At 60.0% G+C, this 21,807-nt stretch carries 16 protein-coding genes and 1 other RNA gene; 3 read left to right on the forward strand and 14 right to left on the reverse strand.

Annotated features, from left to right (window positions below):
• Nucleotides 1-2: 2 nt before the first annotated feature.
• The 12 genes from murD to rnpB form a co-directional block, all read right to left on the reverse strand.
• Complete coding sequence (gene murD / locus GM668_RS07225) at nucleotides 3-1,532, reverse strand: UDP-N-acetylmuramoyl-L-alanine--D-glutamate ligase (protein ID WP_155438277.1); 1,530 nt, start codon at nucleotides 1,530-1,532, stop codon at nucleotides 3-5.
• A 3-nt stretch (nucleotides 1,533-1,535) separates the two neighbouring features.
• On the reverse strand, nucleotides 1,536-2,705 hold the full coding sequence (mraY, locus tag GM668_RS07230) for a phospho-N-acetylmuramoyl-pentapeptide-transferase (protein WP_155438278.1): 1,170 nt from the start codon (nucleotides 2,703-2,705) through the stop codon (nucleotides 1,536-1,538).
• 2 nt (nucleotides 2,706-2,707) lie between these two features.
• Nucleotides 2,708-4,093 (reverse strand): UDP-N-acetylmuramoyl-tripeptide--D-alanyl-D-alanine ligase, encoded by a 1,386-nt coding sequence (locus tag GM668_RS07235; RefSeq protein ID WP_155438279.1) that lies wholly within the window; start codon nucleotides 4,091-4,093, stop codon nucleotides 2,708-2,710.
• Nucleotides 4,093-5,628 carry a UDP-N-acetylmuramoyl-L-alanyl-D-glutamate--2,6-diaminopimelate ligase gene (locus tag GM668_RS07240; protein ID WP_371868663.1) on the reverse strand — a complete coding sequence of 512 codons (1,536 nt, stop codon included), beginning with the start codon at nucleotides 5,626-5,628 and terminating at the stop codon, nucleotides 4,093-4,095. The genes GM668_RS07235 and GM668_RS07240 overlap by 1 nt, the downstream gene beginning before the upstream one ends.
• 8 nt (nucleotides 5,629-5,636) lie before the next feature.
• Nucleotides 5,637-7,478 carry a peptidoglycan D,D-transpeptidase FtsI family protein gene (locus tag GM668_RS07245; RefSeq protein WP_371868654.1) on the reverse strand — a complete coding sequence of 614 codons (1,842 nt, stop codon included), beginning with the start codon at nucleotides 7,476-7,478 and terminating at the stop codon, nucleotides 5,637-5,639.
• Complete coding sequence (ftsL, locus tag GM668_RS07250) at nucleotides 7,475-7,747, reverse strand: cell division protein FtsL (RefSeq protein ID WP_155438281.1); 273 nt, start codon at nucleotides 7,745-7,747, stop codon at nucleotides 7,475-7,477. The genes GM668_RS07245 and ftsL overlap by 4 nt, the downstream gene beginning before the upstream one ends.
• Nucleotides 7,744-8,700, reverse strand: a complete 957-nt coding sequence (gene rsmH, locus GM668_RS07255) for a 16S rRNA (cytosine(1402)-N(4))-methyltransferase RsmH (protein WP_155438282.1) — start codon at nucleotides 8,698-8,700, stop codon at nucleotides 7,744-7,746. The genes ftsL and rsmH overlap by 4 nt, the downstream gene beginning before the upstream one ends.
• 10 nt (nucleotides 8,701-8,710) lie before the next feature.
• Entirely contained in the window at nucleotides 8,711-9,139 is a 429-nt protein-coding gene (gene mraZ, locus GM668_RS07260; protein WP_170305550.1) for a division/cell wall cluster transcriptional repressor MraZ, read from the reverse strand.
• 653 nt (nucleotides 9,140-9,792) lie between these two features.
• Nucleotides 9,793-12,087 (reverse strand): M9 family metallopeptidase, encoded by a 2,295-nt coding sequence (locus GM668_RS07265; RefSeq protein WP_155438283.1) that lies wholly within the window; start codon nucleotides 12,085-12,087, stop codon nucleotides 9,793-9,795.
• Nucleotides 12,088-12,404: 317 nt separating this feature from the next.
• Nucleotides 12,405-13,193 carry an AraC family transcriptional regulator gene (locus tag GM668_RS07270; protein ID WP_371868655.1) on the reverse strand — a complete coding sequence of 263 codons (789 nt, stop codon included), beginning with the start codon at nucleotides 13,191-13,193 and terminating at the stop codon, nucleotides 12,405-12,407.
• 121 nt (nucleotides 13,194-13,314) lie between these two features.
• Nucleotides 13,315-14,820, reverse strand: a complete 1,506-nt coding sequence (gene glpK, locus GM668_RS07275; protein ID WP_155438284.1) for a glycerol kinase GlpK — start codon at nucleotides 14,818-14,820, stop codon at nucleotides 13,315-13,317.
• An 11-nt stretch (nucleotides 14,821-14,831) separates the two neighbouring features.
• An RNA gene (rnpB, locus tag GM668_RS07280) (RNase P RNA component class A) lies at nucleotides 14,832-15,171 on the reverse strand.
• 139 nt (nucleotides 15,172-15,310) lie between these two features.
• Between rnpB and GM668_RS07285 the strand changes: the two genes are divergently transcribed.
• A complete protein-coding gene (locus GM668_RS07285; RefSeq protein ID WP_155438285.1) occupies nucleotides 15,311-17,014 on the forward strand; it encodes a thiamine pyrophosphate-binding protein in 1,704 nt (567 codons plus the stop codon).
• A gap of 50 nt (nucleotides 17,015-17,064) precedes the next feature.
• On the opposite strand, the gene GM668_RS07290 is transcribed toward GM668_RS07285, so the two are convergent.
• Together GM668_RS07290 and GM668_RS07295 are read right to left on the reverse strand one after the other, a co-directional pair.
• Nucleotides 17,065-17,622 carry a hypothetical protein gene (locus GM668_RS07290; protein ID WP_211923360.1) on the reverse strand — a complete coding sequence of 186 codons (558 nt, stop codon included), beginning with the start codon at nucleotides 17,620-17,622 and terminating at the stop codon, nucleotides 17,065-17,067.
• 120 nt (nucleotides 17,623-17,742) lie between these two features.
• On the reverse strand, nucleotides 17,743-18,807 hold the full coding sequence (locus GM668_RS07295) for a porin (protein ID WP_155438286.1): 1,065 nt from the start codon (nucleotides 18,805-18,807) through the stop codon (nucleotides 17,743-17,745).
• An 837-nt stretch (nucleotides 18,808-19,644) separates the two neighbouring features.
• On the opposite strand from GM668_RS07295, the gene GM668_RS07300 reads away from it, so the two are divergent.
• Together GM668_RS07300 and ftsY are read left to right on the forward strand one after the other, a co-directional pair.
• A complete protein-coding gene (locus tag GM668_RS07300; protein WP_155438287.1) occupies nucleotides 19,645-20,595 on the forward strand; it encodes a MerR family transcriptional regulator in 951 nt (316 codons plus the stop codon).
• Nucleotides 20,596-20,710: 115 nt separating this feature from the next.
• Nucleotides 20,711-21,802: a signal recognition particle-docking protein FtsY gene (ftsY, locus tag GM668_RS07305; protein WP_155438288.1), complete on the forward strand. Its 1,092-nt coding sequence runs from the start codon at nucleotides 20,711-20,713 to the stop codon at nucleotides 21,800-21,802.
• Nucleotides 21,803-21,807: the final 5 nt, after the last annotated feature.

A 21,807-nucleotide genomic window follows, 5' to 3' on the forward strand; every position in this document is an offset into this window, starting at 1 on the left:
GATTACAGCTCCTGTCCGGCGTCCAGCGCCACGTCGCGTACGGCGTCGATAAACACCTGGGCGCGATGCGCATAGTTTTTAAACATGTCCAGGCTGGCGCACGCTGGCGACAGCAAGACGGCGTCGCCCGGCTGCGCCAGCTTGGCGGCCAGCTTGACGGCGGCCGGCAAGTCCGTGCCGCAATCGACCATGGCGTCAGCAGCCAAGGCGCCACCCTGCTCCAGGGCAGCGCGGATAGCGGGGCCATCGCGTCCGATCAGCAGCACGGCACGCACGTAGCGCGACACGGGTTCGGCCAGCGGATCGAATTGCTGGCCCTTGCCATCACCGCCGGCAATCAGCACGAGGCGCTGGTGCGCGCCCCCAAAACTTTTACCAAGGCCATTCAATGCCGCGACAGTCGCGCCCACGTTGGTGCCCTTGGAATCGTCGTAATACTCGACTTCGTTAATCGCGCCAATCAGCTCCACGCGGTGCGGTTCGCCTTTGTATTCGCGCAAACCGTGCAACAGCGGCGCGAATGGCAAGCCGATCGCGCGGCACAGCGCCAGCGACGCCAGCGCGTTCGACGCGTTGTGCAAGCCGCGGATTTGCAGCGCATCGGACGGCATCAAGTTCTTGATCGACGTCGGTACTTCCGGGGCAGGTTCATTCTTGCGGCGCTTTTTCGGTTCCGCATCGTCATCCGGCACGGCCGTGGCCAGCCACGTCACATTGCGTTCGTTGTGCAAACCAAAACTGCCGGCTTCCAGCGGCTCATTCAAGCCAAACGTCACGTTCTTGCCAACCGGGTCGGCCATCGCCATGACGGCGGCATCGTCGCGGTTCAATACGCGCACGGTGTCCAGCCCGAAGATGCGGGATTTATCCATCGCGTACGCATCCATCGAACCGTGCCAGTCCAAATGGTCTTGCGTGACGTTCAAGACCGTGGCCGCGTGCGCATTCAGGCTGTACGTCGTGTGCAGCTGGAAGCTGGACAATTCCAGCACCCACGCCTGCGGCAATTCGTCCGCATCAATGACTTCGCGCAGCACATCGAGCGCCGCCGGCGAGATATTGCCTGCCACGCGGGCTGTCAGCCCGGCGCGCTGGATCAACTGGCCCGTCAGGCTCGTCACCGTGGTCTTGCCATTGGTGCCCGTGATAGCCACGACTTTCGGGTCGTAGCCATTGGCGGCCTTCAACGCGGCCAGCGCCTGCGCGAACAACTCGATTTCCCCCCACAGCGGGATTTTTGCTGCCGTGGTGGCGGAAACGATATCGGCCAAATCGCCATTGGGCGACAGGCCCGGGCTGGTGACCGCGAAGTCCATACCGAACAACAGTTCCATGTTCAGCGGGCCGGATACGAATTCCGCCTGCGGAATCGCTTCCTTCAGCGCGGCCAGGCGGGCGCCCACGGCGCTTTCCGCGCGCGTATCGGCCACGCGCACGTGGGCGCCCTGGCGTGCCAGCCAAAGCGCAATCGCCAGGCCCGATTCCCCCAGGCCCAGCACCAGTGCTTTCTTACCGTCGTAGAGTTTGTCCATAAATTAACGGAGCTTCAGCGTCGACAAACCAAACAGCACCAGCATCATCGTGACGATCCAGAAACGCACGACAACCTGGGTTTCTTTCCAGCCTTTTTGTTCAAAGTGGTGGTGCAATGGCGCCATCAGGAATACGCGGCGGCCGGTGCCATAGCGTTTCTTCGTGTACTTGAACCAGCCCACCTGGATGATGACGGACACGGTTTCCGCGACAAACACGCCGCCCATGATGAACAGCACGATTTCCTGGCGCACGATGACGGCAATGGTGCCCAGCGCGCCGCCCAGTGCCAGCGCACCAACGTCGCCCATGAACACTTGTGCAGGGTGCGTGTTGTACCAAAGGAAGGCCAAGCCTGCACCAGCCAGCGCGCCGCAGAAGATGATCAATTCACCGGCGCCAGGGATGTAGGGAATGAACAGGTATTTTGAATATACGGAGCTGCCGGTCAGGTAGGCAAACAGGCCCAACGCGGAACCCACCATCACGGTCGGCATGATCGCCAGGCCATCGAGGCCGTCCGTAAAATTCACGGCATTCGACGAACCCACGATGACGCAATACGTCAGCGCGATAAAGCCCCACACGCCCAGCGGGTAGCTGATGGTCTTGAAGAACGGGACGATCAAGTCGGCCTTGGGCGGCAAGTCCATCGAAAAGCCCGACTGCACCCACTGGAAGAACAGTTCAAACACCTTGGCCGGCGTTGGCGCCGACACGGAAAACGCCAGGTACAAGGCGGCGCCGATACCCACCAGCGATTGCCAGAAATACTTTTCAGCGGAGCGCATGCCTTCGGGATCCTGGCGCACCACCTTGCGGTAATCATCGACCCAGCCGACAGCGCCAAAGCCCAGCGTCACGACCATGACCGGCCAGATCAAGCGGTTCGACCAGTCGCACCACAGCAAGGTCGACGTGCCGATCGCAATCAAGACCAGCACGCCGCCCATGGTCGGCGTGCCGTGTTTTTTCAAGTGAGTCTGCGGACCATCGGTACGCACGGCCTGGCCGTACTTCATCGCGGTCAGCTTGCGGATCACAGCCGGACCTGCCCAAAGACCGATCACCAGCGAGGTGATGGTCGCGAACACTGCGCGCGCCGTGATGAAGTTGAACACGCGCAGAGGACCGAAAACGTCCTGGTACTGTTGTGCGAGCCAGAGCAGCATGATTAGTGTGTTTCCTTTGTAGCTTGTTGTTGCCCAATCAAATGCTGCACGGCCCGTTCCATTTTCATGAAACGGGAGCCCTTGATTAATACAGTTGCATCCGGCGTTACTGCCACGTTCAGCGCGGACAGCAGTGAGTCGAATTCTTCAAAGTGCTGTACGCCATGTACCGTGCCCATATGGCGTGCCAGCTCTCCAGTGACGAGCACATGCTCGATACCCTTGGCAGCGGCATAGGCGGCAATCTCTTCGTGGAATTCGCGGCCCTGCGCGCCCACTTCGCCCATGTCGCCCAACGCCAGCACACGAGGGGCTGGCGCTTGCGCCAGCACGTCGATGGCCGCCCGGACGGAATCCGGGTTGGCGTTGTACGTGTCGTCAATCACCACCGCGCCATTGGCGGCAGCCTTCTTTTGCAAGCGGCCTGCGACCGGCGCGAAGTGGTCCAGGCCCTGCTTGATGTGTTCCAGTGCGATGCCCGCCGCGTACGTGCACGCGATGGCGGCCAGCGCATTCAAGACGTTGTGTTCACCGGCGGCCTGCAAACCGACGTAGAACTGGTCCAGGTCACCGCCGTCTTTCTTAATAGAGACGAACATTTGGCTGCCGAAGTCGCCGGCGCGGTGCGAGCACGACACGTCCGCTTCCTTGTTCAAGCCAAACGTCAGCGTGCGGCGGCCGGCCGCCAGCTCTTCCCATACGTAGGTATAGTCATCGTGGCGCGGGAACACGGCCACGCCGTCTTTCGGCAACGCGGCCAGTACCGCCCCGTTCTCACGGGCCACGGCTTCCACCGTATGCATGAATTCCTGGTGTTCACGCTGCGCGTTATTGACCAGTGCAATCGTCGGCTGCGCAATGGCGGCCAGGCGGCCGATTTCACCGGGATGGTTCATGCCCATCTCGATCACGGCCGACTGGTGTTGCCCCGCCATGCGGAACAGCGTCAGCGGCACGCCGATTTCATTGTTCAAATTGCCGCGCGTGGCCAGGCGGCCTTCATCGCCATGGGCTGCCGCCAGGATGGCGGAAATCATTTCTTTTACTGTCGTCTTGCCATTGCTTCCCGTGACGCCGATGACGGGCACCGTAAAGTGGTGGCGCCACCAGTTGGCGATGCGGCCCAGCGCGTGCAGGGTATCCGGCACGATCAAAGCCGGCAGCGCAAAGCCTTCCGGCACATGTTCCGCCACCACAGCCACGGCGCCTTTATCGGCACACTGCGCGAGGAAGTCGTGCGCATCGAAGGTCTCGCCTTTCAGCGCGACAAACAGCGAACCGGCAGCAATGGTACGCGTGTCCGTCGAGACACCTTCAAAAGCACAATCGGCGCCATTCAAAACGGCGCCTGGAATAGCTGGCAACAGCTGGCTTAATTTAGCGCGCATCAGTTCGGCCTCATCATGGTCAGCCGCGCACTCAATGCCAGTTGCGCGTGGTCCGCATCGGAAAACGGCATCTTGCGGCCTTTGATTTCCTGGTACGGCTCATGGCCTTTACCGGCCAGCAAAATCACATCTTGCTTGCCCGCGTGCTTGACGGCGGACAGGATGGCGGCCGCGCGGTCTTCCACCGTCTGGAATACTGATTGAGGGTGGTTCGCATCCATGCCGGCCACGATTTGCGCAATGATTGCATGCGGATCTTCGCTGCGCGGGTTGTCGCTGGTGACCAGCACATGGTCGGCTGCCTGCGAAATCCTGCCCATTTGCGGACGCTTGCCCGGGTCGCGGTCGCCGCCGCAGCCAAACACGCACCACAGCTGGCCGCTGCGCTCCTGCGCCACAATGCGCAGCGTCGACAGGGTTTTTTCCAGCGCATCGGGCGTGTGCGCATAGTCGATGACGACCAGCGGTGCTTCGGCGCCGCCCATTTGCTGCATGCGGCCTGGCGCCGGTTCGATGGCTTCGATGGCGGCCACGGCTTCGCGCAATGGCGTGCCTTTTGCCAGCAGCGCGCCCAGTACGGCCAGCGCATTGCTGATATTGAACTGGCCCACCAGATGCGTGCGCACGTGCGCCTGGCCTTGCGGGCAATCCAGGTTGAATTCCGTACCGGCGCTGCGGGTGCGCACTTGCGTGGCGCGCAGCATGGCGACGTTGGCAATGGCGGGGCGCGCCGCTTCTTCCTGCAACGTGTAGCCCATGACGGCAATCTCGCCTGCCGCCGCGCGGGCCGACAGGCGTTCGATGATGCGCAAGCCCGCCACATCGTCCAGGTTGACGACGGCGGTTTTCAGGCCCGGCCAGTCGAACAGCTTCATTTTGGCCGCTTCATACGCTTCCATGCTGCCGTGATGGTCGAGGTGGTCGCGCGTCAAATTCGTAAACAGCGCCGTATCGAAATGCATGCCATCGGTGCGGCCCAGGTCCAGCGCAATCGACGTGACTTCAATAGCCAATGCCTGCGCGCCCGCGTCGCGGCTTTCCGCCAGCTTTTGCGCCAGCAATACGGCGTCCGGCGTCGTGTAGCCGGTCGGATCGAAATCCGGTTCGCCGCGCGTGCGGAACATGCCGACACCCAAGGTACCGATGACGGCAGTCTGCTGGCCCAGGCGGCTCAAGGTCTGGCCCAGCCACACGGCGCACGATGTTTTACCGTTGGTGCCCGTCACGGCCACGGAATACATGGCGCGGTCCGGCGTATCATAAAATGCGTGCGCGATCGGCCCGGACTGGCGCTTCAAGTCCGCCACTTCCAGGTGCGGCACGTTCCATGCTGTGTCCCACTGGGCGCCCTCTGCTTCCAGCACGACAGCGGCAGCGCCCTGCGCCACGGCCGATGCGATATAGCTGCGGCCATCCTTGCCATCGCCCGGATAGGCGAAAAACACATCGCCCGCTTTGACGCGGCGCGAGTCCGACACAAGCTGGCCTTTGCCACCATGCTGTTTGATCCAGTTGCTGATTTCTGTTGCGTTCATGTTCTGCATTACATGGCCTCCGGTCCGCTATCGGCTGGCACCACAATTTCCGTCACGTTCGAATCGGGCGGCACGTTTTTCGAACGCAGCGCGTTGGCGGCAACGGCGGCAAACGTCGGCGCGGCTACCTGGCCGCCAAAGTGGCCGCCCTGGGTCGGTTCATCGATCATGACGGCAATAACGAAACGGGGATTCGACATCGGCACCATGCCGGCAAACGAACCAATGTATTTACGGGGCATCGCATAGCGGCCATTGACCACCTTGTACGCGGTCCCGGTCTTGCCGCCCGCGCGGTAGCCTGCAATCTGTGCCTGCTTGGCCGTGCCATCCTTGCCGGACACCACGGTCTCCAGCATTTCACGCATCTGGCGCGCCGTTTGCGGCTTGATCACTTGCGTGCCGACAGGCGGCGTCGTGACCTTCTGGAACGACAGCGGGATGATGTCGCCATCGCGGGCAAAGATCAGGTACGCGCGCGCCAGCTGGATCAGCGACACGGAAATACCATTACCGTAGCTCATCGTGGCCTGCTCGATCGGACGCCACGATTTATACGGACGCACGCGGCCTGCCTGCGCGCCGGGGAAGCCCCACTTCGGCTGCTGGCCGAAGCCGACTTTCGTGAACATTTCCCACATCTCTTGCGCCGGCATCGACAGCGCGATTTTCGACGTGCCGATATTGGACGACATCTCGATAATCTGCTGCACGTTGATGACGCCGTGCCCTTTGGTATCGCTGATGGTGCGGTCCAGGATCGTGTACTTGCCCGCGCCCGTGTCAATATACGTGGAAGGCTTGTAGCGGCCCGTGTCCAGCCCCAGCGCCACCGTAAACGGCTTCAGCGTCGAACCCGGTTCGAACGTATCGGTAATCACGTGGTTGCGCAGCACTTCGCGGTCCGCGCCGCGCAGCGTACGCGCTTCCTTCGGCTCGAACGTCGGATAGTTGGCCAGCGCCAGCACTTCCCCCGTATGCACATCCAGCACGATGGCGGCGCCGGCTTTCGCCTTGAATTTTTCCACGGCGTTTTTCACTTGCGAAAACGCGATGTACTGGATCTTGCTGTCCAGCGACAGGATCAAGTCCTTGCCTTCGTGCGGTTCATTGATGGTGCCCGCATCTTCGACAATGTGGCCCAGGCGGTCGACAATGACGCGGCGGCTGCCCGGTTTCCCTTTCAGCCACGCTTCCTGCGCCTTTTCCATGCCTTCCTGACCCACGTCTTCCAGGTCATTGAAGCCGATCACGTGCGACACCACCCCGCCCTGCGGGTAATAGCGCTTGTATTCCTTGCGCATTTCAATGCCGTCCATCTTCAGCGCCGTGATCTGGTGCGCGACATCCATTTCCACCTGCCGCTTGAGGTACATCAGCACCTGCTTGTCTTTCTCTTTGTCGTCCGGCTTACGCTTGGCATCGACTTGCGCCTGCTTGGTTTCCAGCTTGTCGCGCAATTCGCCTTCCGTCATGTCCAGCAACGCGGCCAGGGCGCGCAGTTTTTCCGCAGGCTCTTTCAGCAGTTCGCTCGGCACACCCCATACGCCGCGCACTTCGGCTGACGAAGCCAGCACCTGGTTATCGCGGTCGCGGATATTGCCGCGCGTGGCCGGCAATTCCAAGGTACGGCCATAGCGCAATTCCCCCTGATCCTGCAGGAACTGGGTCGACAAGCCTTGCAGCCAGATGGCGCGGATACCCAATGCGGCAAACGCGGCAAACAACGCAAACAGGACGACGCGCGAACGCCATGGCGGCAGGCTCACTGCCAGCATGGGGCTCTTGGAAAATTGCACGCCCTTGGAACGGGCCACGCGCGCGCTGTTTGCTCCACCGTTACGCATCATTGCTCGCCTTCCGTCAGGTATTGCGTACGGTTGGCCGTCAGCTGCGTCATGTTCAAATCACGGCGGGCGATTTCTTCGATACGGGCGTGCTTGCCCAGCGTGGACTGGTCCAGCTGCAATTGCGACCAGTCGACGTCGAGCTGGCGCGCCTGGCGCTGCGCGCGCTCCAGATCAATGAACAAATGGCGTGCCTGGTATTGCGCATTGACCAGCGACAGTGCGCAACCGACCAGCAGGGCTGCCAAGACAGCGTTGACCTTGAAACTCATGCGGCGCCTCCCAGCCGGCGGGCCACGCGCATGACAGCCGAGCGGGCACGCGGATTGGCTTCCACCTCGGCATCCGATGGCTTGATTTTCGCCAGCAGCTTCAATTCCGGCTGCGGCAAGTCGACCGCGCGGATCGGCAGGCGGCGGTCCGGCTGCGGCACGTTGGCCTTGCTGGCAAAGAAGCGCTTGACCATGCGGTCTTCCAGCGAGTGGAAGCTGATGATGGCTAAAATGCCGCCGGGCGCCACGCAGTCGTACGCGTGGCTTAAACCGGCCTCAAGGTCTTCGAGCTCTTTGTTGATGTAGATCCGTATAGCCTGAAAAGTCCGGGTGGCCGGGTCTTTGCCTTTTTCACGGGTTTTGACCGCCCCTGCCACGATACCGGCAAGCTGCCGTGTGGTTGAAATCGGCTCGATTTCTCGGCGAGCAACAATCGCCTTTGCAATCTGAAAAGCAAACCGCTCTTCGCCATAATCCCTGATCACCTTTTCCAAAGTTTCGACGGATTCCATCGCCAGCCATTCGGCAGCCGACTGGCCGCGCGTGGTATCCATGCGCATGTCCAGCGGACCATCGTTGCGGAAGCTGAAACCACGCGCGGCATCATCCACTTGCGGCGAGGAAATGCCGAGGTCCAGCAAAATGCCATCGACCTTGCCGATGCCCCGCTCCGCCAGCGCGTCCGCCATGGTGGCGAAACTGTCGTGCACGATGGTAAAGCGGGGGTCTTGGATTTGTTCGGCCGTGGCAATGGCTTGCGGATCTTTATCGAACGCAATCAACCGTGCCTGGGGACCCAGGCGGGACAGAATCAGGCGCGTGTGGCCGCCTCGGCCAAACGTGCCATCTATATAAATACCGTTGGCGCGGTCGCCGCTCAGTTCGAGCGCATCGACCGCTTCATCTAACAGCACCGTACGATGCTGGAATGCTGGCACCGCAGTAATCGTCATTGAGCGGGCCTTAGAAAGAAAAATCCGACAGGGCATCGGGCATACCTGCCTCGATGGTTTGCGCTTCGTTATCGGCGCGCTTGGCCGGATCCCAGATTTCAAAGTGAGTCATCATGCCGGACAGGATCACGTCGCGGCCCAGGCCCACTGCGTCGCGCAATTCAGGCGCAACCAAAATGCGGCCGGCGGAATCCATTTCCACGTCCACCGCATTGCCCAACAAAATGCGCTGCCAGCCACGGGCCGACATCGGCCAGGCTGCGATCTGGTCGCGCTTGGCTTCCCAAACATGGCGTGGATACATCAGCAGGCAACCGTCCGGGTGCTTGGTAAGCGTGAGGCGGCCTTCGCACTGGAGTGCCAGTGCGTCACGATGCCGGGCAGGAATAGACATCCTGCCTTTCGCATCGAGAGTGATCGCGGAAGCGCCTTGAAACACGGTTGACCTTTGATGACCTGAGAATTCGTTGAGCCGATGTGCATGGCGCAAATCTCGCCAAAAAATCCCACAAAACTACACTTTTTCACACAGTTGACCACTTTAGAGGATGGCAAGATAGTGGTCAAGCGCTTTCCAATCGGAAAAAAGGAGAAATTATGAATGAAATTAAGGACTTAGCGCCGACACCTGAACCTGCGTCGAATTAAAAATTGCCGTGAAATTAGATACTTAGCATGAATACTGCAAGTGGTACCTCATCAGTTATAAGACCTTTTTGCTTTTCATAATTACAAAAAGCCTGTCAAGAAAAAAATTAAAATAAAGTTATACAGTTGCCGAGCGACAACAACGCCGTAGCAAGGGGACAACATGGGAAAACTGGTACTCCAAGGGTAACTTAGGGGTTGATTCTTGCTGAAATTGGCGCGCCGGCGCACTTTGCAGCTACCGGGCTCAAAAGCGGAGTTTGTATTGGACGAACTGAGAAATGACTTTAACTACGTTGACTTGTATATACAATTTCAAAACAGACTACATGCTGCGGTACCGCTATTATACGCTGCTTGCAAAGGAAAACCCTGTTCCGGACACGCTGCCGGAACAGGGGACATTTCTTAACTAATCGACATTATCGCAGGGCCAGACCGGCATTACTCGTAGGTAGCCGACAGCGACACGCCGCTATACGCTGCCTTGGCGTCGAGCGTTATGTAGTACCAGCGGTTTGCCACCGGCGCTGCGACCGACACATCTTCCGCATTACCTGCTTTGGCCGACGACACATCCGCATAGCCCGGCGCCGGCCAGTGGTCCACGGCCACATACATGTCGACGTCACCGGTACCGTTGCGGGTCGCCAGCTTCAGGTTTTTCGCGCCGGCCGGCAGCATCAAAGTGAAGTACGAACGGTAGCCATTGGCGTTGCCGATGTTGCGGATCACGCAGTTTTTACCCAATTGCGTGTTCGATGCGCAATTCGGCAAGTTCGCGCCCGGATCATCGTTAGGCAAGGTCGGCTCGCCGGCCGTCGTGGCGGCATCGGCCCAGGCGGCAAATTCCGCGTCATACGACGTGCCGATCTGGCCCATGAAGGTCTGGTAGCGGGAATAGTCGCCAATGCGGAATTTGCCCAGCACGTTGTCCACGTCCGCACGGTGTTTTTCCATCATGAAGCGGGTGGCCATGTAGCCCCAGCGGTACGCCCGGTTCACATAGTCATTCATGCTGTACGTGTTGTTGAAGATGTCCGACAGTTTATAAGTGCGGGTGCGGGCCATGTCGATGGCGGGCTGGTTATTGTTTTTCAGCGACAAGTATTCCGCAATGCCTTCGATCCACCACACGGTCGGCACCGACGTGCCCAGGGTAAAGTCGCCATACATGTCGAAGCGGCCATCCAGGTAGTGCACGTATTCATGCTCCAGGTTCCATACTTTGAACGTTGGACGCAGCCACGACGCTTCGTGCGCAATGAAGCGCGCCTGGTTGCCCGCAGCGGACGGGTCGCCTTCCAGGTACATGCCGCCATTGTCGGTGCTGATGCCATACAGGCGGCCCGCGTACTTGCTGTAGTTGGTGTAGTCATCGAACACCACCAGTTCCAGCGACGTATTGTTATCTTGCGCCACCGGCGTGCGGTTGGTCTTCAGCATCGTGTGCACATAGCCCTCTTCCGTGGCCAGCGACGAGCACACTTCCTGCATTTGTGCGTCCGTCATGTCTTGCGCGCGCAATTTCAACGTCGGGCTGCACTGTTTGCTGTATTTCAGGATGGTGTCGGCCAACGTCTTTTCATAGTTGCACGTGCCATATTCCGCGCAATTCGCATTGTCGTAATACTTGACGGCATCGGCAGCGGCCAGCCACAGGTCGCTGTCGGCGCCCGTCATGGTGCTGGTAGCCAGCGTGTTTTTCACTTGCACTTTCACGGACGGTTTCAGCGCCGTGTATTGCATGAAGCGGAAGTTTTCATTGGCGGCATCGTTCAACTGGTAGCCATAGCTGGTGCCCAGCAGCGCGGACTTGTTGTTGACGATGAACGCGTTCAGCGCGTTGGCGTAGCTGATATCGTTTTGCAGCAACTGGACTCCCGCTGCATCGCTGTGGGCGCGGAACAGGATGGTCAGCGCCCCCGTGAAGCCGCCGCTGGCGCTATAGTTTTTCAGCGCTTCCACGGCGCTTGGATAGCCGCTACGGTTGGTGAAGCGGGTCACCACGCCCTTGGCACTGGGCAGGAAGTACGCTTCATCATGCATATTCGTCACCAGGCGCAACACTTCGCCCGCCGTGGTGGAGGCCGCCGCGTTCGACTGGTACAGCGCACTGCCTTCGATCAATTGCTTGAGCGTCACGCGCAGCGCAGTCTTCGCGCTGGCGGCAGGTTCCGGAATGGTGCCGCTGGACGCGACATAGTAGGCGGCGCGCATGTACAGCACCACGTTGACCAGCGCCATATCAGTGGCGTTGTAGCGCGATGCCAACTGGTCCAGGCGGGCAACTACCGCGCTCACGTTCGCAGGGGAAAAGATCGTGGCGGCCTGGCTGCCGGTCACGGAAAACAGTGGATAGGTGCACTCGTAATCCGGCAGGCTGACCAGGTAATCGGCCAGCGCGGAGCCGCTGTACGTCGCCATCTTGTTCATGTCTTTGCAGTCCGGCGTCGCCGCCAGCGTCGATGCCTGTTTCGCATTTTGCTGGTTACGCGGCAACAGGTCGGTACGTGGCTTCTTGGTGGGCGACAGGTTATAGCGGACTTGCTCTTCCGACGGCGGCAGTGTCTGGCGCTCGTGCGGCGCTGGCGGCTGCGTCAAACGGCTAGTGTGTTCATGGGCGTCTTTCTGGGTGGGGACAGGCTGGCCACCGGCAAAAGCCGAACCGGCAGCAAAGGCGAAAGCGACAGCGAGGGCAATCGGGGAAACAGCGTGCAGCGAAGAACGTTGGTGCATGGGAAACCGCTCCTTCAGGCTATAGGTCTGGAATGGGTGCCGGGCCTTCAGGCCGGGCATCCACAGATCAGTTAGTAAGTGCCATCGGGTCGGCCGCCCCTGGCAAACGCATACTAGCGTGGCAAGCTTGCAGGAAAAGCATCCCGCCGCAGCGGGAAACGCGGTTCGTCTTATTTAGAGGGAGGGAGTGACAAGATCAGCACAGCGGCTGCGCCAAAAAAACCACATCGGTGCGGCAACGTCCGTTGCAAATCCCTTTGGTGCCTGGCACCAGCAGCGGCAGCAATGTTGCAAATTGCGTTGGTGCCTGGCACCGGCTACATCAACACAGACAGCAGTGATTCATTGTTTGCAGAGCGGATACCGCCGTTCTTGCACTGCGCCCGGTATTGCACCGGCGTCTGTCCCGTCAGCGCCTTGAACTGGCGGGAAAACGCACTGTGGTCCGTGTAGCCGCACTCGCCAGCGATCTCGGCAATGCTGCGTTCATGGTCCGATTCAATCATCGCCAGCGCACCATTGAGCCGAGACTGCAGCAACAGTTGGCGGGGACTGTAATGGAAGACCCTGCGGAACAGCCGCTCCACCCGCGCCAGCGGCAAACCTGCTTCATGCGCCAGCGCTTGCAGGCACAACGGTTCACGGTAATGTTCACGGATATGGGCGGCAATGCCCGCGATCTTGCGGTACACGGGATGGTGGTCATCGGCCAGCCCCAGGTCATGCGAAGTGCCGACCAGCCCGATGATCGCGCCCGACTCGTCACGCAGCGGTGTCTTGTGCGTCAGGCACCAGCCATGGCGCCGGTTCGGGTACAAATGCAATTCCAGGTGCTGCTTGATGGTGCAGCCCGCTTCGATGACTTGCCGGTCCTGCGCCAGGTAAGCCTGCGCCAGCGGGCGCGGATGCACTTCCAGCACCGTCTTGCCCGTCAAATCATGCTTATGGCGCAGACCGCAGCGCCGCACCAGCGTATGGTTGGCCGCAAGGTAGCGCCCTTCCCGGTCTTTGACGAAAAACGCCACGTCCGTCAGCGCGTCGAACAAGGTTTCGATGGCTGCCAGCTCGACATTGAATGGCCGTTGCGGCCCGATTGCTATCCCCACGTCTCCTCCGTGCCTGCACTACTTCTTTTTATAAGTTGAAAAGTATAGGCAGATTGGCAACGGCTCGGCAATCGTGCGCAAGGTCAGTGACTCAAAGTGTTGCAGACTGGCATCGGCGAATTCACAAAGGCGCATCCCAGTCGCGGGCCCGCTGCACGGCTTTGGCCCAGCGCGCCAGCAGCGCCTGACGCTGATCCGCCCCCATGGCCGGCTCGAAACGGCGCTCACATTGCCACTGGGCGGCAATTTCTTCGCGGCTTTCCCAAAAGCCCACAGCCAGGCCCGCCAGGTAAGCCGCCCCCAGCGCCGTGGTTTCCGTGACTTTCGGCCGCACGACGGGCACGCCCAGCAAATCCGACTGGAATTGCATCAGCATGTCGTTGCGGGCGGCGCCACCATCGGCGCGCACTTCAAGCACGGCAATTTTACGGTGCGGCAGCGCCACATCTTTTTGCATCGCCATCAGCAATTCCGCACTTTGGTAGGCAATCGATTCCACAGCCGCGCGGGCGATATGGGCGGCCGTGCTGCCGCGGGTCAGCCCCAGCAGCGAGCCGCGCGCATACGGGTCCCAGTGCGGCGCACCAAGGCCCGTAAACGCCGGCACCAGCATGACACCGCCACTGTCGGGCACGCTGGCCGCCAGCGCTTCCACGTCGGATGACTGCTTGATGATGCCCAGGCCGTCGCGCAGCCATTGCACGGTGGCGCCGCCCATGAACACGCTGCCCTCCAGCAGGTAGTCAACGTCGCCATCGACGCGCCAGCCCACTGTCGACAGCAGGCGGTTGTGCGACACAGGTGCATGGCGGCCCGCATGCATCAGCATGAAGCAGCCCGTGCCATATGTATTCTTGACCATGCCCGGCCGGTGGCACGCCTGGCCGAACGTGGCGGCCTGCTGGTCGCCGGCGATGCCGGCCACGGGTATTGCCGCGCCAAACAGTGCTTCCCTGGTATTGCCCACTTCTTCGCTGGACGACACCACTTGCGGCAGCATTTCTTCGGGAATGTCGAACAATTGCAGCAAATCCGCATCCCACCGCATCAAGTGGATATTGAACAGCATCGTGCGCGATGCATTTGACACGTCCGTCACATGCACGCCGCACAATTTCCACGCCAGCCACGTATCGATGGTGCCGAATGCCAGCGCGCCATGGCGGGCCCGCTCGCGGGCGCCGGGCACGTGATCGAGGATCCACTTGATCTTGGTGGCGGAAAAATAGGCATCGAGCTCCAGCCCGGTGCAGTCCAAGATCGCTTTGGCTTTGCCTTCGGCGCGCAATTGCTCGCACAAGGATGCCGTGCGGCGGTCTTGCCACACGATGGCGGGCGCTATCGGCTCGCCCGTCTTGCGGTCCCACACGATCGTGGTTTCCCGCTGGTTGGCAATACCGATCGCCACTACCTGGTGCGCATCAACGTGGTGGTCGTGCAAGACTTTGCGCGCCACGGTGATCTGGCTGTTCCAGATTTCATTGGGATCGTGCTCGACCCAGCCCGGCTGCGGATAATGCTGGGGAAATTCCTGCGCGGCGCTGCCGACCAGCGCTCCCTGGTGGTTGAACAGGATGGCACGCGAACTGGTGGTGCCCTGATCCAGGGCCAGGATGTATTTCTTCATCGGTAGTTATTCAGTGAAGCAAGCCGATAGGCCGGATTTTGTTACGGCACCTTCCTTACAGTCAGTGCTATGACAGCCATTCCTCTAGGCGACGGATTACTCCGCCGCTCAAGCTTTCTACCCGCACGCTCCGCGAGCAACATCATCGCGTGCCTATTTGAAATTGCACCAGGTGGAGGTTACCGCGTTTCACCGTAACTTAATACGCTCGTCTCTGTGGCCCTATTCCTCGCCTTATAGCCTTGCGGCCTTTCAGCGGACGGCCGTTAACCGTCACCCCGCTCTATGGAGTCCGGACCTTCCTCCCGCAGTGACATTGCTGCCCCTGCCAGCGACTGTCTGGCTTGCTTCCAGGCATATTGTACCAAACGTGCCGCCGTCCCGACGAAACACGTCCCATTTTGTGAAATTTGATGTCGCTCTTTCAAAAGCCGTGATGCATTACGAAGCATAGAATGCCGCATCGGATTTAGTTATAAGGAAAAAAACCATGACGCATCCTTCCCGCAGCGGCGGCCAGATCCTGGTCGATGCCCTGAAAATCCACGGCGTGGACACGGCTTTCGGCGTGCCCGGTGAAAGCTATCTGGACGTGCTGGACGCCCTGCACGATTCCGGCATCCGCTTCATCATCAACCGCCAGGAAGGCGGCGCTGCGTTCATGGCCGATGCGTACGGCAAAATGACGGGCAAACCCGGCATTTGTTTCGTTACCCGCGGCCCCGGCGCCACCAATGCATCGATCGGCGTGCACACGGCATTCCAGGACTCCACCCCGATGATTTTATTCATTGGCCAGGTGGGCAGCGATTTCATGGACCGCGAAGCATTCCAGGAAGTCGACTACCGCCGCATGTATGGCCAGATGGCGAAATGGGTCGCGCAAATCGACCGCGCCGACCGCATCCCTGAATATTTGGCGCGCGCCTTCCAGGTCGCCACCAGCGGCCGTCCAGGCCCCGTGGTGCTGGCGCTGCCGGAAGATATGCTGACCACGCAAGCTGCCGTGGCCGATACGGGCCGCTACCAGCCCGTACATGGCGCCCCTTCGGCGCAGCAAATCGCACAATTGCGCACGATGCTGGCCGAAGCCAAGCGCCCGCTTGTGATGCTGGGCGGCGGCGGCTGGACGGAACAGGCATGCGCCGACATGGCCCGCTTTGCGGAAGCCAATAAACTGCCGGTATCGTGCGCTTTCCGCTTCCAGGATTTGATGGACAATAACCACCCGCACTACGTGGGCGACGTCGGCATCGGCATCAACCCGAAACTGGCGGCCCGCGTGAAAAATGCGGACGTGCTGGTCGTAGTCGGTCCCCGCCTCGGCGAAATGACGACCAGCGGCTACGAGCTGCTGACGTCCCCTGTGCCGAAACAGCGCCTCGTGCACATCCACGCCAGCAATGAAGAATTGGGCAGCGTCTACCAAGCCGAACTGATGATCGGCAGCGGCATGCCGCAAGCAGCCGCCATGCTGGCCGCGATGGAACCCGTGGATGCGAGTGCGTGGGCTGGCCAGGTGGAAGAAGCGCGTGCGGAACTGGCAGCATGGCAGTCGCAGCCTACCATCTTCAAGGATAACTATGCGCCCCTGAACTTGTGGCAAGTCGTGCAGGAAATCGACCGCGTGACGCCGCCCGACACCATCATCACGAATGGCGCGGGCAATTACGCGACGTGGGCGCACCGCTACCACCGCTATGGTGCCATGCGCACGCAACTGGCGCCCACCAGCGGCGCCATGGGTTACAGCGTGCCGTCCGGCGTGGCCGCAAAAATCATCGACCCGGCCCGTACCGTGGTGACGTTTGCCGGTGACGGCGAATACCTGATGAATGGCCAGGAACTGGCCACGGCGGTGCAATACAAGGCTGGCGTCATCATCCTGGTATTCAATAATGGCATGTTCGGCACCATCCGCATGCACCAGGAGCGCCACTATCCAGGCCGTGTATCGGGCACGCAATTGCACAACCCGGACTTCGTGGCGCTGGCCAAGGCATTTGGCGGCCAGGGTGAGGCAGTCAATGCAACGGCGGAATTTGCACCAGCGCTGGAGCGCGCGCTGGAATATACGCGCAGCGAGAATTTGCCGTTCGTGATTGAGCTGCGTTATGACGGCAATTTGATTACGCCGGGCGCGACCCTGGAAACCATCCGCAAGCAGGCGGAAGCAGCAAAAGCCGCCAAATGACCGGCTGGGTGGATGACATTGCGCTCATCCACCTGTATTTCACCTGCCATTCACGCTGACCGGGACTCCGGGGCCGCCGGGCGCACCGGCGATTCATGGGGTACCGCAGGCTGCTCGGCGGGCTGTTCCGCAGGCGCAGCGTTTTTCGCCGGGCACGGCTTGCACGGCGGCGGATTGCGCCCGAAATCCGTGACTTTGCCTAAACGGGACGGGACGTCCGGCCGGCCGCAATGGCCGCCATCGAGCACGAACGTGCTGCCATTTTCTGCAAACGTCCCGCTCAGCGTCTTTTCTTCCCCTTCCACCTGCACGGTGAAAATCATCTTGTCGCCGTGCGGTGCGATTTGCACATCGTCGGCAATCAGCGGCCAGCTCAAGCCGCCCGCCGTATATTCATAAATCACGGTATCGACTTCGGCAAAGCGCTGCACGGTCACGCGCTGGCCGCCGAATTCGCCACTGTCCTTGTGGATGCACAAGTCGGAATACACGGCCATGCCATAGCGCGGCATGCCGGACCCAGCAGCAGGTGGCGTTTTTTTCGGCGCCGCGATGGCGACGCACGACGCCATCAAGACAATGGCGGCAAGGCGATGAAATGTTTTCATACTTTCATTGCATCAATAATGAGGATGCCCGGCCTGAAGGCCCTGCACACCTTGAATGCGAAAACGGCGGCTTGCAAAGCAAGCCGCCGTTCAAGTTCCTAAATCTCTACAGCGTAGATATTAGAAGGTGTGCTTGATGCCCAGGTTGAAGGCTTTGTCGCCGGTACCAACTTCGGAGTTGTTACCCACGGTGTAGCTGGCGCCACGCTTGTTCTTGATCTTGGCGTACGCAACGTAGGTGCTGGTGCGCTTCGACAGAGCGTAGGAGTAGCCCAGTGCCCACTGGTCAGCGTCACGGTTGGCGGCTTCGTTGTCATCCTTGTGGATGTACGAAGCAATCACGGTGCCGTTCGCGCCAACTGGTGCGGTCAGGCCAACCAGCGTGGTGTCGCTGTCTTTCGAAGAAGCAACAGCAGCGGCGGTGTACGCGGTTGGGTTAGGAATTGCCGACGACAGCGCGCCTTTGTCATCTTCGTAAGCGAAGAATGCCTTCACTTTGCCGAAGTCGTAGTTGGCAGCGAACAGGGTGTTGTGGCCGATGCCTACTGGAGCGGCGCCAACGGTGTTGTTGTTGCGGTTGTTGTAAGCCAGACGGGCTTTCAACGGGCCGTTTTCGTACGACAGGCCAGCGCCCAGCTGACGGCCAGCCTTGGCTTGCGATTGCTCGCCCAGGCCGTACTGCAGTTCAACTGCAAAGCCGTTCAGGGCTGGCGATTTGTAGTTAACAGCGTTGCTGTAACGTACGTTGCCGCCCGACGCTGCGAACAGGTTTTTAGCGGAACCAGCCAGGCCAGCGCCGAATGGGTCGGCAACTTGCGACAGGGCGTTGTACAGCGGGGAGTACTGACGGCCCAGGGTCAGGGCGCCGGCGTCTTTCGATACCAGGCCAACGAACGACTGGCGCTGGAACAGGCCAGCTGCGTCGCCCACGCCGGTGTCAGCAGCAAAGCCGCCTTCCAGCGTGAATACTGCGGACAGGCCACCGCCCAGGTCTTCCGTGCCACGGAAGCCGATGCGGGAGGCGCTACCAACACCAGAGGTTACCTTCGTTACGTTACCTGCCTTGCCGCCGCGCTCGCTTACCAGGCCCGCATCAACGATACCGTAGATGGTGACGCTGGATTGTGCGTGGGCTACACCGCTCACTGCACCCAGAACTGCGAGGGAGATCAGAGTTTTTTTCATTACGAGTTTCCTTCAGTTTGTGTTGCAAAAATGTTTAAAGCCGGCATTCACTGCTGGCCTGAATTCTGTCCTTGTCAGCGCAGATCAAGCTGCGCTACTTATGTGTGTCAGCATTCCCCGAATGCCGTGTGTTGTTGCGGATGTGCTACACAACACTCACTGTTTTTTGGCCATTTCCGCCGACTTTCCGAAGCGTCAACGCTTCGGAGGCGGCACTATACTGGCCGTTTGACATTCAATCAAGTGTCAGCCAGACAACCGTGCGCCTCGTCTGGACACGGATTCTGCTCGTTGTGCGCAGCAGCGGGAAAACGTGGCTAAAACTGCAAATTGAAATAAAACGCATCATTTATACATTAATTTTGCTAATTTTGCTTGGATTCATTTGTAATAAGTATTTACCGCAGTTGCAAAATCATGCTGCTTTGCGGCAGGCGCGGACTATGTGCAAACACGTATATGGAATACACGCCTTGACGCACCAGTGAACTGTTCTATGGTTAACTCAAGCCTCTGAAAACTCCCCTCCCGCTGCCCGGCCCGGATGAATACCAGTACTGTTGGAAACAACAATAGCGAGATTTTTTTCACATATTTTTGAAGTTTTTTGTCCAGCACAAAACTGGCACATTGTGGCGAATCTCGCCCATAGTTCAGTGTGGCAGTCCTGTGTCGTGGACAAGGGGATAACTAGCGGTTCTCAGAGGGAAAACCACATGTTTACACCCCCACTTTCTCTGGCGAAACGCGAGTAGAATGCACTCGCACGACGGGGGATGGCCCCGCAAAAAAATAACAAGCACACGGCTCCCCCAAACCCGTAGCCGATAGAGGAACATGAACACTGAGGCCCCTTTGACTGTCCCCAGTACGATCAGCGATGTAGAACGCGACACTGGCGTCGCCAAAGAAACATTGCGCGTCTGGGAACGCCGCTACGACTTCCCTCAACCCCTGAGGGATCCATTTGGCGAGCGCGTCTACCCGACTGACCAGGTAGTCAAGTTGCGCCTCGTTAAACGATTGATAGATTTAGGCTTCCGTCCCGGCAAGGTGATCGGCTACAGCCCTGAAGAATTGCAGGCGCTGGCGGAAAAAGCCGCCGACAACAGCAAATCGCGCACCCGCACGCCGCAGCATCCGGAATTGCAGGTCTACCTGGATTTATGCAAATCCCATCAAATGGATGCATTGCGCCGCAAATTGTCGCAGGCGCTGCTGGTGATGGGTTTGAAAAGCTTCGTGATCGACTTGGTGACGCCGCTGACCGTGATGGTGGGCGATGCCTGGGCTTCCGGCAGATTCGCGGTATTTGAAGAGCATTTGTTTGCAGAATCGCTGCAAATGGTAATGCGTAGCGCGATCTTTTCCGTACCGCAAGCCAATGCCAACCACAATGGCGCACCCCGCCCCCGCCTGCTGCTGACGACGTTGCCGCAAGAGCGCCACGGCCTGGGATTGCTGATGGCGGAAGCACTGTTTACTGCCGAAGGCGCCCATGCGATTTCCCTCGGGACACAAACACCGGTGCCGGATATTGCCGACGCCGCCCATGCACTGGGCGTCGACATCGTCGCGCTATCGCTGTCTGCATCGATGAATCCCCGCCAGGCGCTCGATGGTTTGAAAGAATTGCGTGCCCGCCTGCCTGCCGCCGTGGAAATCTGGGCCGGCGGCCACTGCGCCGTGCTGCGCAAGCGTCCGCCGCCCTTCCTGCGCGTGTTTGACTTGCCGGAAATTGCCGCCGGCATTAATGACTGGCGGCTGCGCGTGCGCAGCCAGGGCTGATTTTCCCAACCGGGCCCGCCGCGGCCCGGTTCGGCTCCTGGAAGCGCTCTGGTAGAATACCGGCTGATTTTCCGGCGCCCTGCCGGATCCGCTTGAAGCCCTCTACCGCACACCAATGTTCAGCTTCTTCAAGAAAAAGACCGCCCAACCCGATCCTGCAGTCACCAGCGCGCCCCAGGCGCCGGCTGCCGCTCCCTTTTTAACGCCGGCCGCTCCGGACGCAAGCACCACGCCGGCGCCGGTCATCACGGCTGCGCCGGATGCCCCGCCGCCAATCGATACCAGCGCCATGGCGATACCGGAACAGGACAAACCGTCGTGGATGGCGCGCCTGAAAGCCGGCTTGTCGAAAACTTCCGCCAACCTGTCGCTGCTGTTTGTCGGCGCGAAAATCAACGACGACTTGTACGATGAGCTGGAAGCAGCACTGCTGATGTCCGACGCGGGCATCGACGCGACGGAATTCCTGCTTGACGCGCTGAAGCGCAAAGTCAAGGAAGACAAGTTGCTCGATGCCGCCGCCGTCAAGCAAGCGCTGAAGACCCTGATGATCGACATGCTGCAGCCGCTGCAAAAGCCCTTCGAACTGGGCCGCCACCAGCCGCTCGTCATGATGATTTCCGGCGTCAATGGCGCCGGCAAAACCACCACCATCGGCAAGCTGGCGAAGCACATGCAGGTCCATGGCCAGTCGGTCTTGCTGGCTGCAGGCGATACATTCCGAGCCGCCGCCCGCGAACAATTGATGATCTGGGGCCAGCGCAACAATGTAACGGTGGTGTCGCAGGAATCCGGCGACCCGGCTGCCGTGTCGTATGATGCCGTGCAATCGGCCAAGGCCAAGAACATGGACGTGGTCATGATCGACACGGCCGGCCGCCTGCCGACGCAATTGCATTTGATGGAAGAATTGAAAAAGATTAAGCGCGTGATCGGCAAGGGCATGGAAGGCGCCCCGCACGAAACGCTGCTGGTCATTGATGGCAATACAGGGCAGAACGCCGTGGCGCAAGTCAAAGCGTTTGACGACGCGCTGCAATTGTCCGGCCTGATCATCACCAAGCTCGACGGTACGGCCAAAGGCGGCGTCATTGCCGCCATTGCCCGCGCCCGTCCTGTGCCCGTGTATTTCATCGGCATCGGCGAACGCATCGAAGACTTGCAGCCGTTTAACGCGACGGAATTCGTTGAAGCCCTGCTGGGTTGATGCCG

Source organism: Pseudoduganella ginsengisoli (assembly GCF_009720865.1).
GTDB lineage: Bacteria > Pseudomonadota > Gammaproteobacteria > Burkholderiales > Burkholderiaceae_D > Rugamonas > Rugamonas ginsengisoli.

Coding starts and splice junctions, on each gene's coding strand:
- murD (WP_155438277.1), bottom strand. CDS start 1,532: ATGGACAAACTCTACGACGGTAAGAAAGCACTGGTGCTGGGCCTGGGG.
- mraY (WP_155438278.1), bottom strand. CDS start 2,705: ATGCTGCTCTGGCTCGCACAACAGTACCAGGACGTTTTCGGTCCTCTG.
- GM668_RS07235 (WP_155438279.1), bottom strand. CDS start 4,093: ATGCGCGCTAAATTAAGCCAGCTGTTGCCAGCTATTCCAGGCGCCGTT.
- GM668_RS07240 (WP_371868663.1), bottom strand. CDS start 5,628: ATGAACGCAACAGAAATCAGCAACTGGATCAAACAGCATGGTGGCAAA.
- GM668_RS07245 (WP_371868654.1), bottom strand. CDS start 7,478: ATGATGCGTAACGGTGGAGCAAACAGCGCGCGCGTGGCCCGTTCCAAG.
- ftsL (WP_155438281.1), bottom strand. CDS start 7,747: ATGAGTTTCAAGGTCAACGCTGTCTTGGCAGCCCTGCTGGTCGGTTGC.
- rsmH (WP_155438282.1), bottom strand. CDS start 8,700: ATGACGATTACTGCGGTGCCAGCATTCCAGCATCGTACGGTGCTGTTA.
- GM668_RS07265 (WP_155438283.1), bottom strand. CDS start 12,087: ATGCACCAACGTTCTTCGCTGCACGCTGTTTCCCCGATTGCCCTCGCT.
- glpK (WP_155438284.1), bottom strand. CDS start 14,820: ATGAAGAAATACATCCTGGCCCTGGATCAGGGCACCACCAGTTCGCGT.
- GM668_RS07285 (WP_155438285.1), top strand. CDS start 15,311: ATGACGCATCCTTCCCGCAGCGGCGGCCAGATCCTGGTCGATGCCCTG.
- GM668_RS07290 (WP_211923360.1), bottom strand. CDS start 17,622: ATGAAAACATTTCATCGCCTTGCCGCCATTGTCTTGATGGCGTCGTGC.
- GM668_RS07295 (WP_155438286.1), bottom strand. CDS start 18,807: ATGAAAAAAACTCTGATCTCCCTCGCAGTTCTGGGTGCAGTGAGCGGT.
- GM668_RS07300 (WP_155438287.1), top strand. CDS start 19,645: ATGAACACTGAGGCCCCTTTGACTGTCCCCAGTACGATCAGCGATGTA.
- ftsY (WP_155438288.1), top strand. CDS start 20,711: ATGTTCAGCTTCTTCAAGAAAAAGACCGCCCAACCCGATCCTGCAGTC.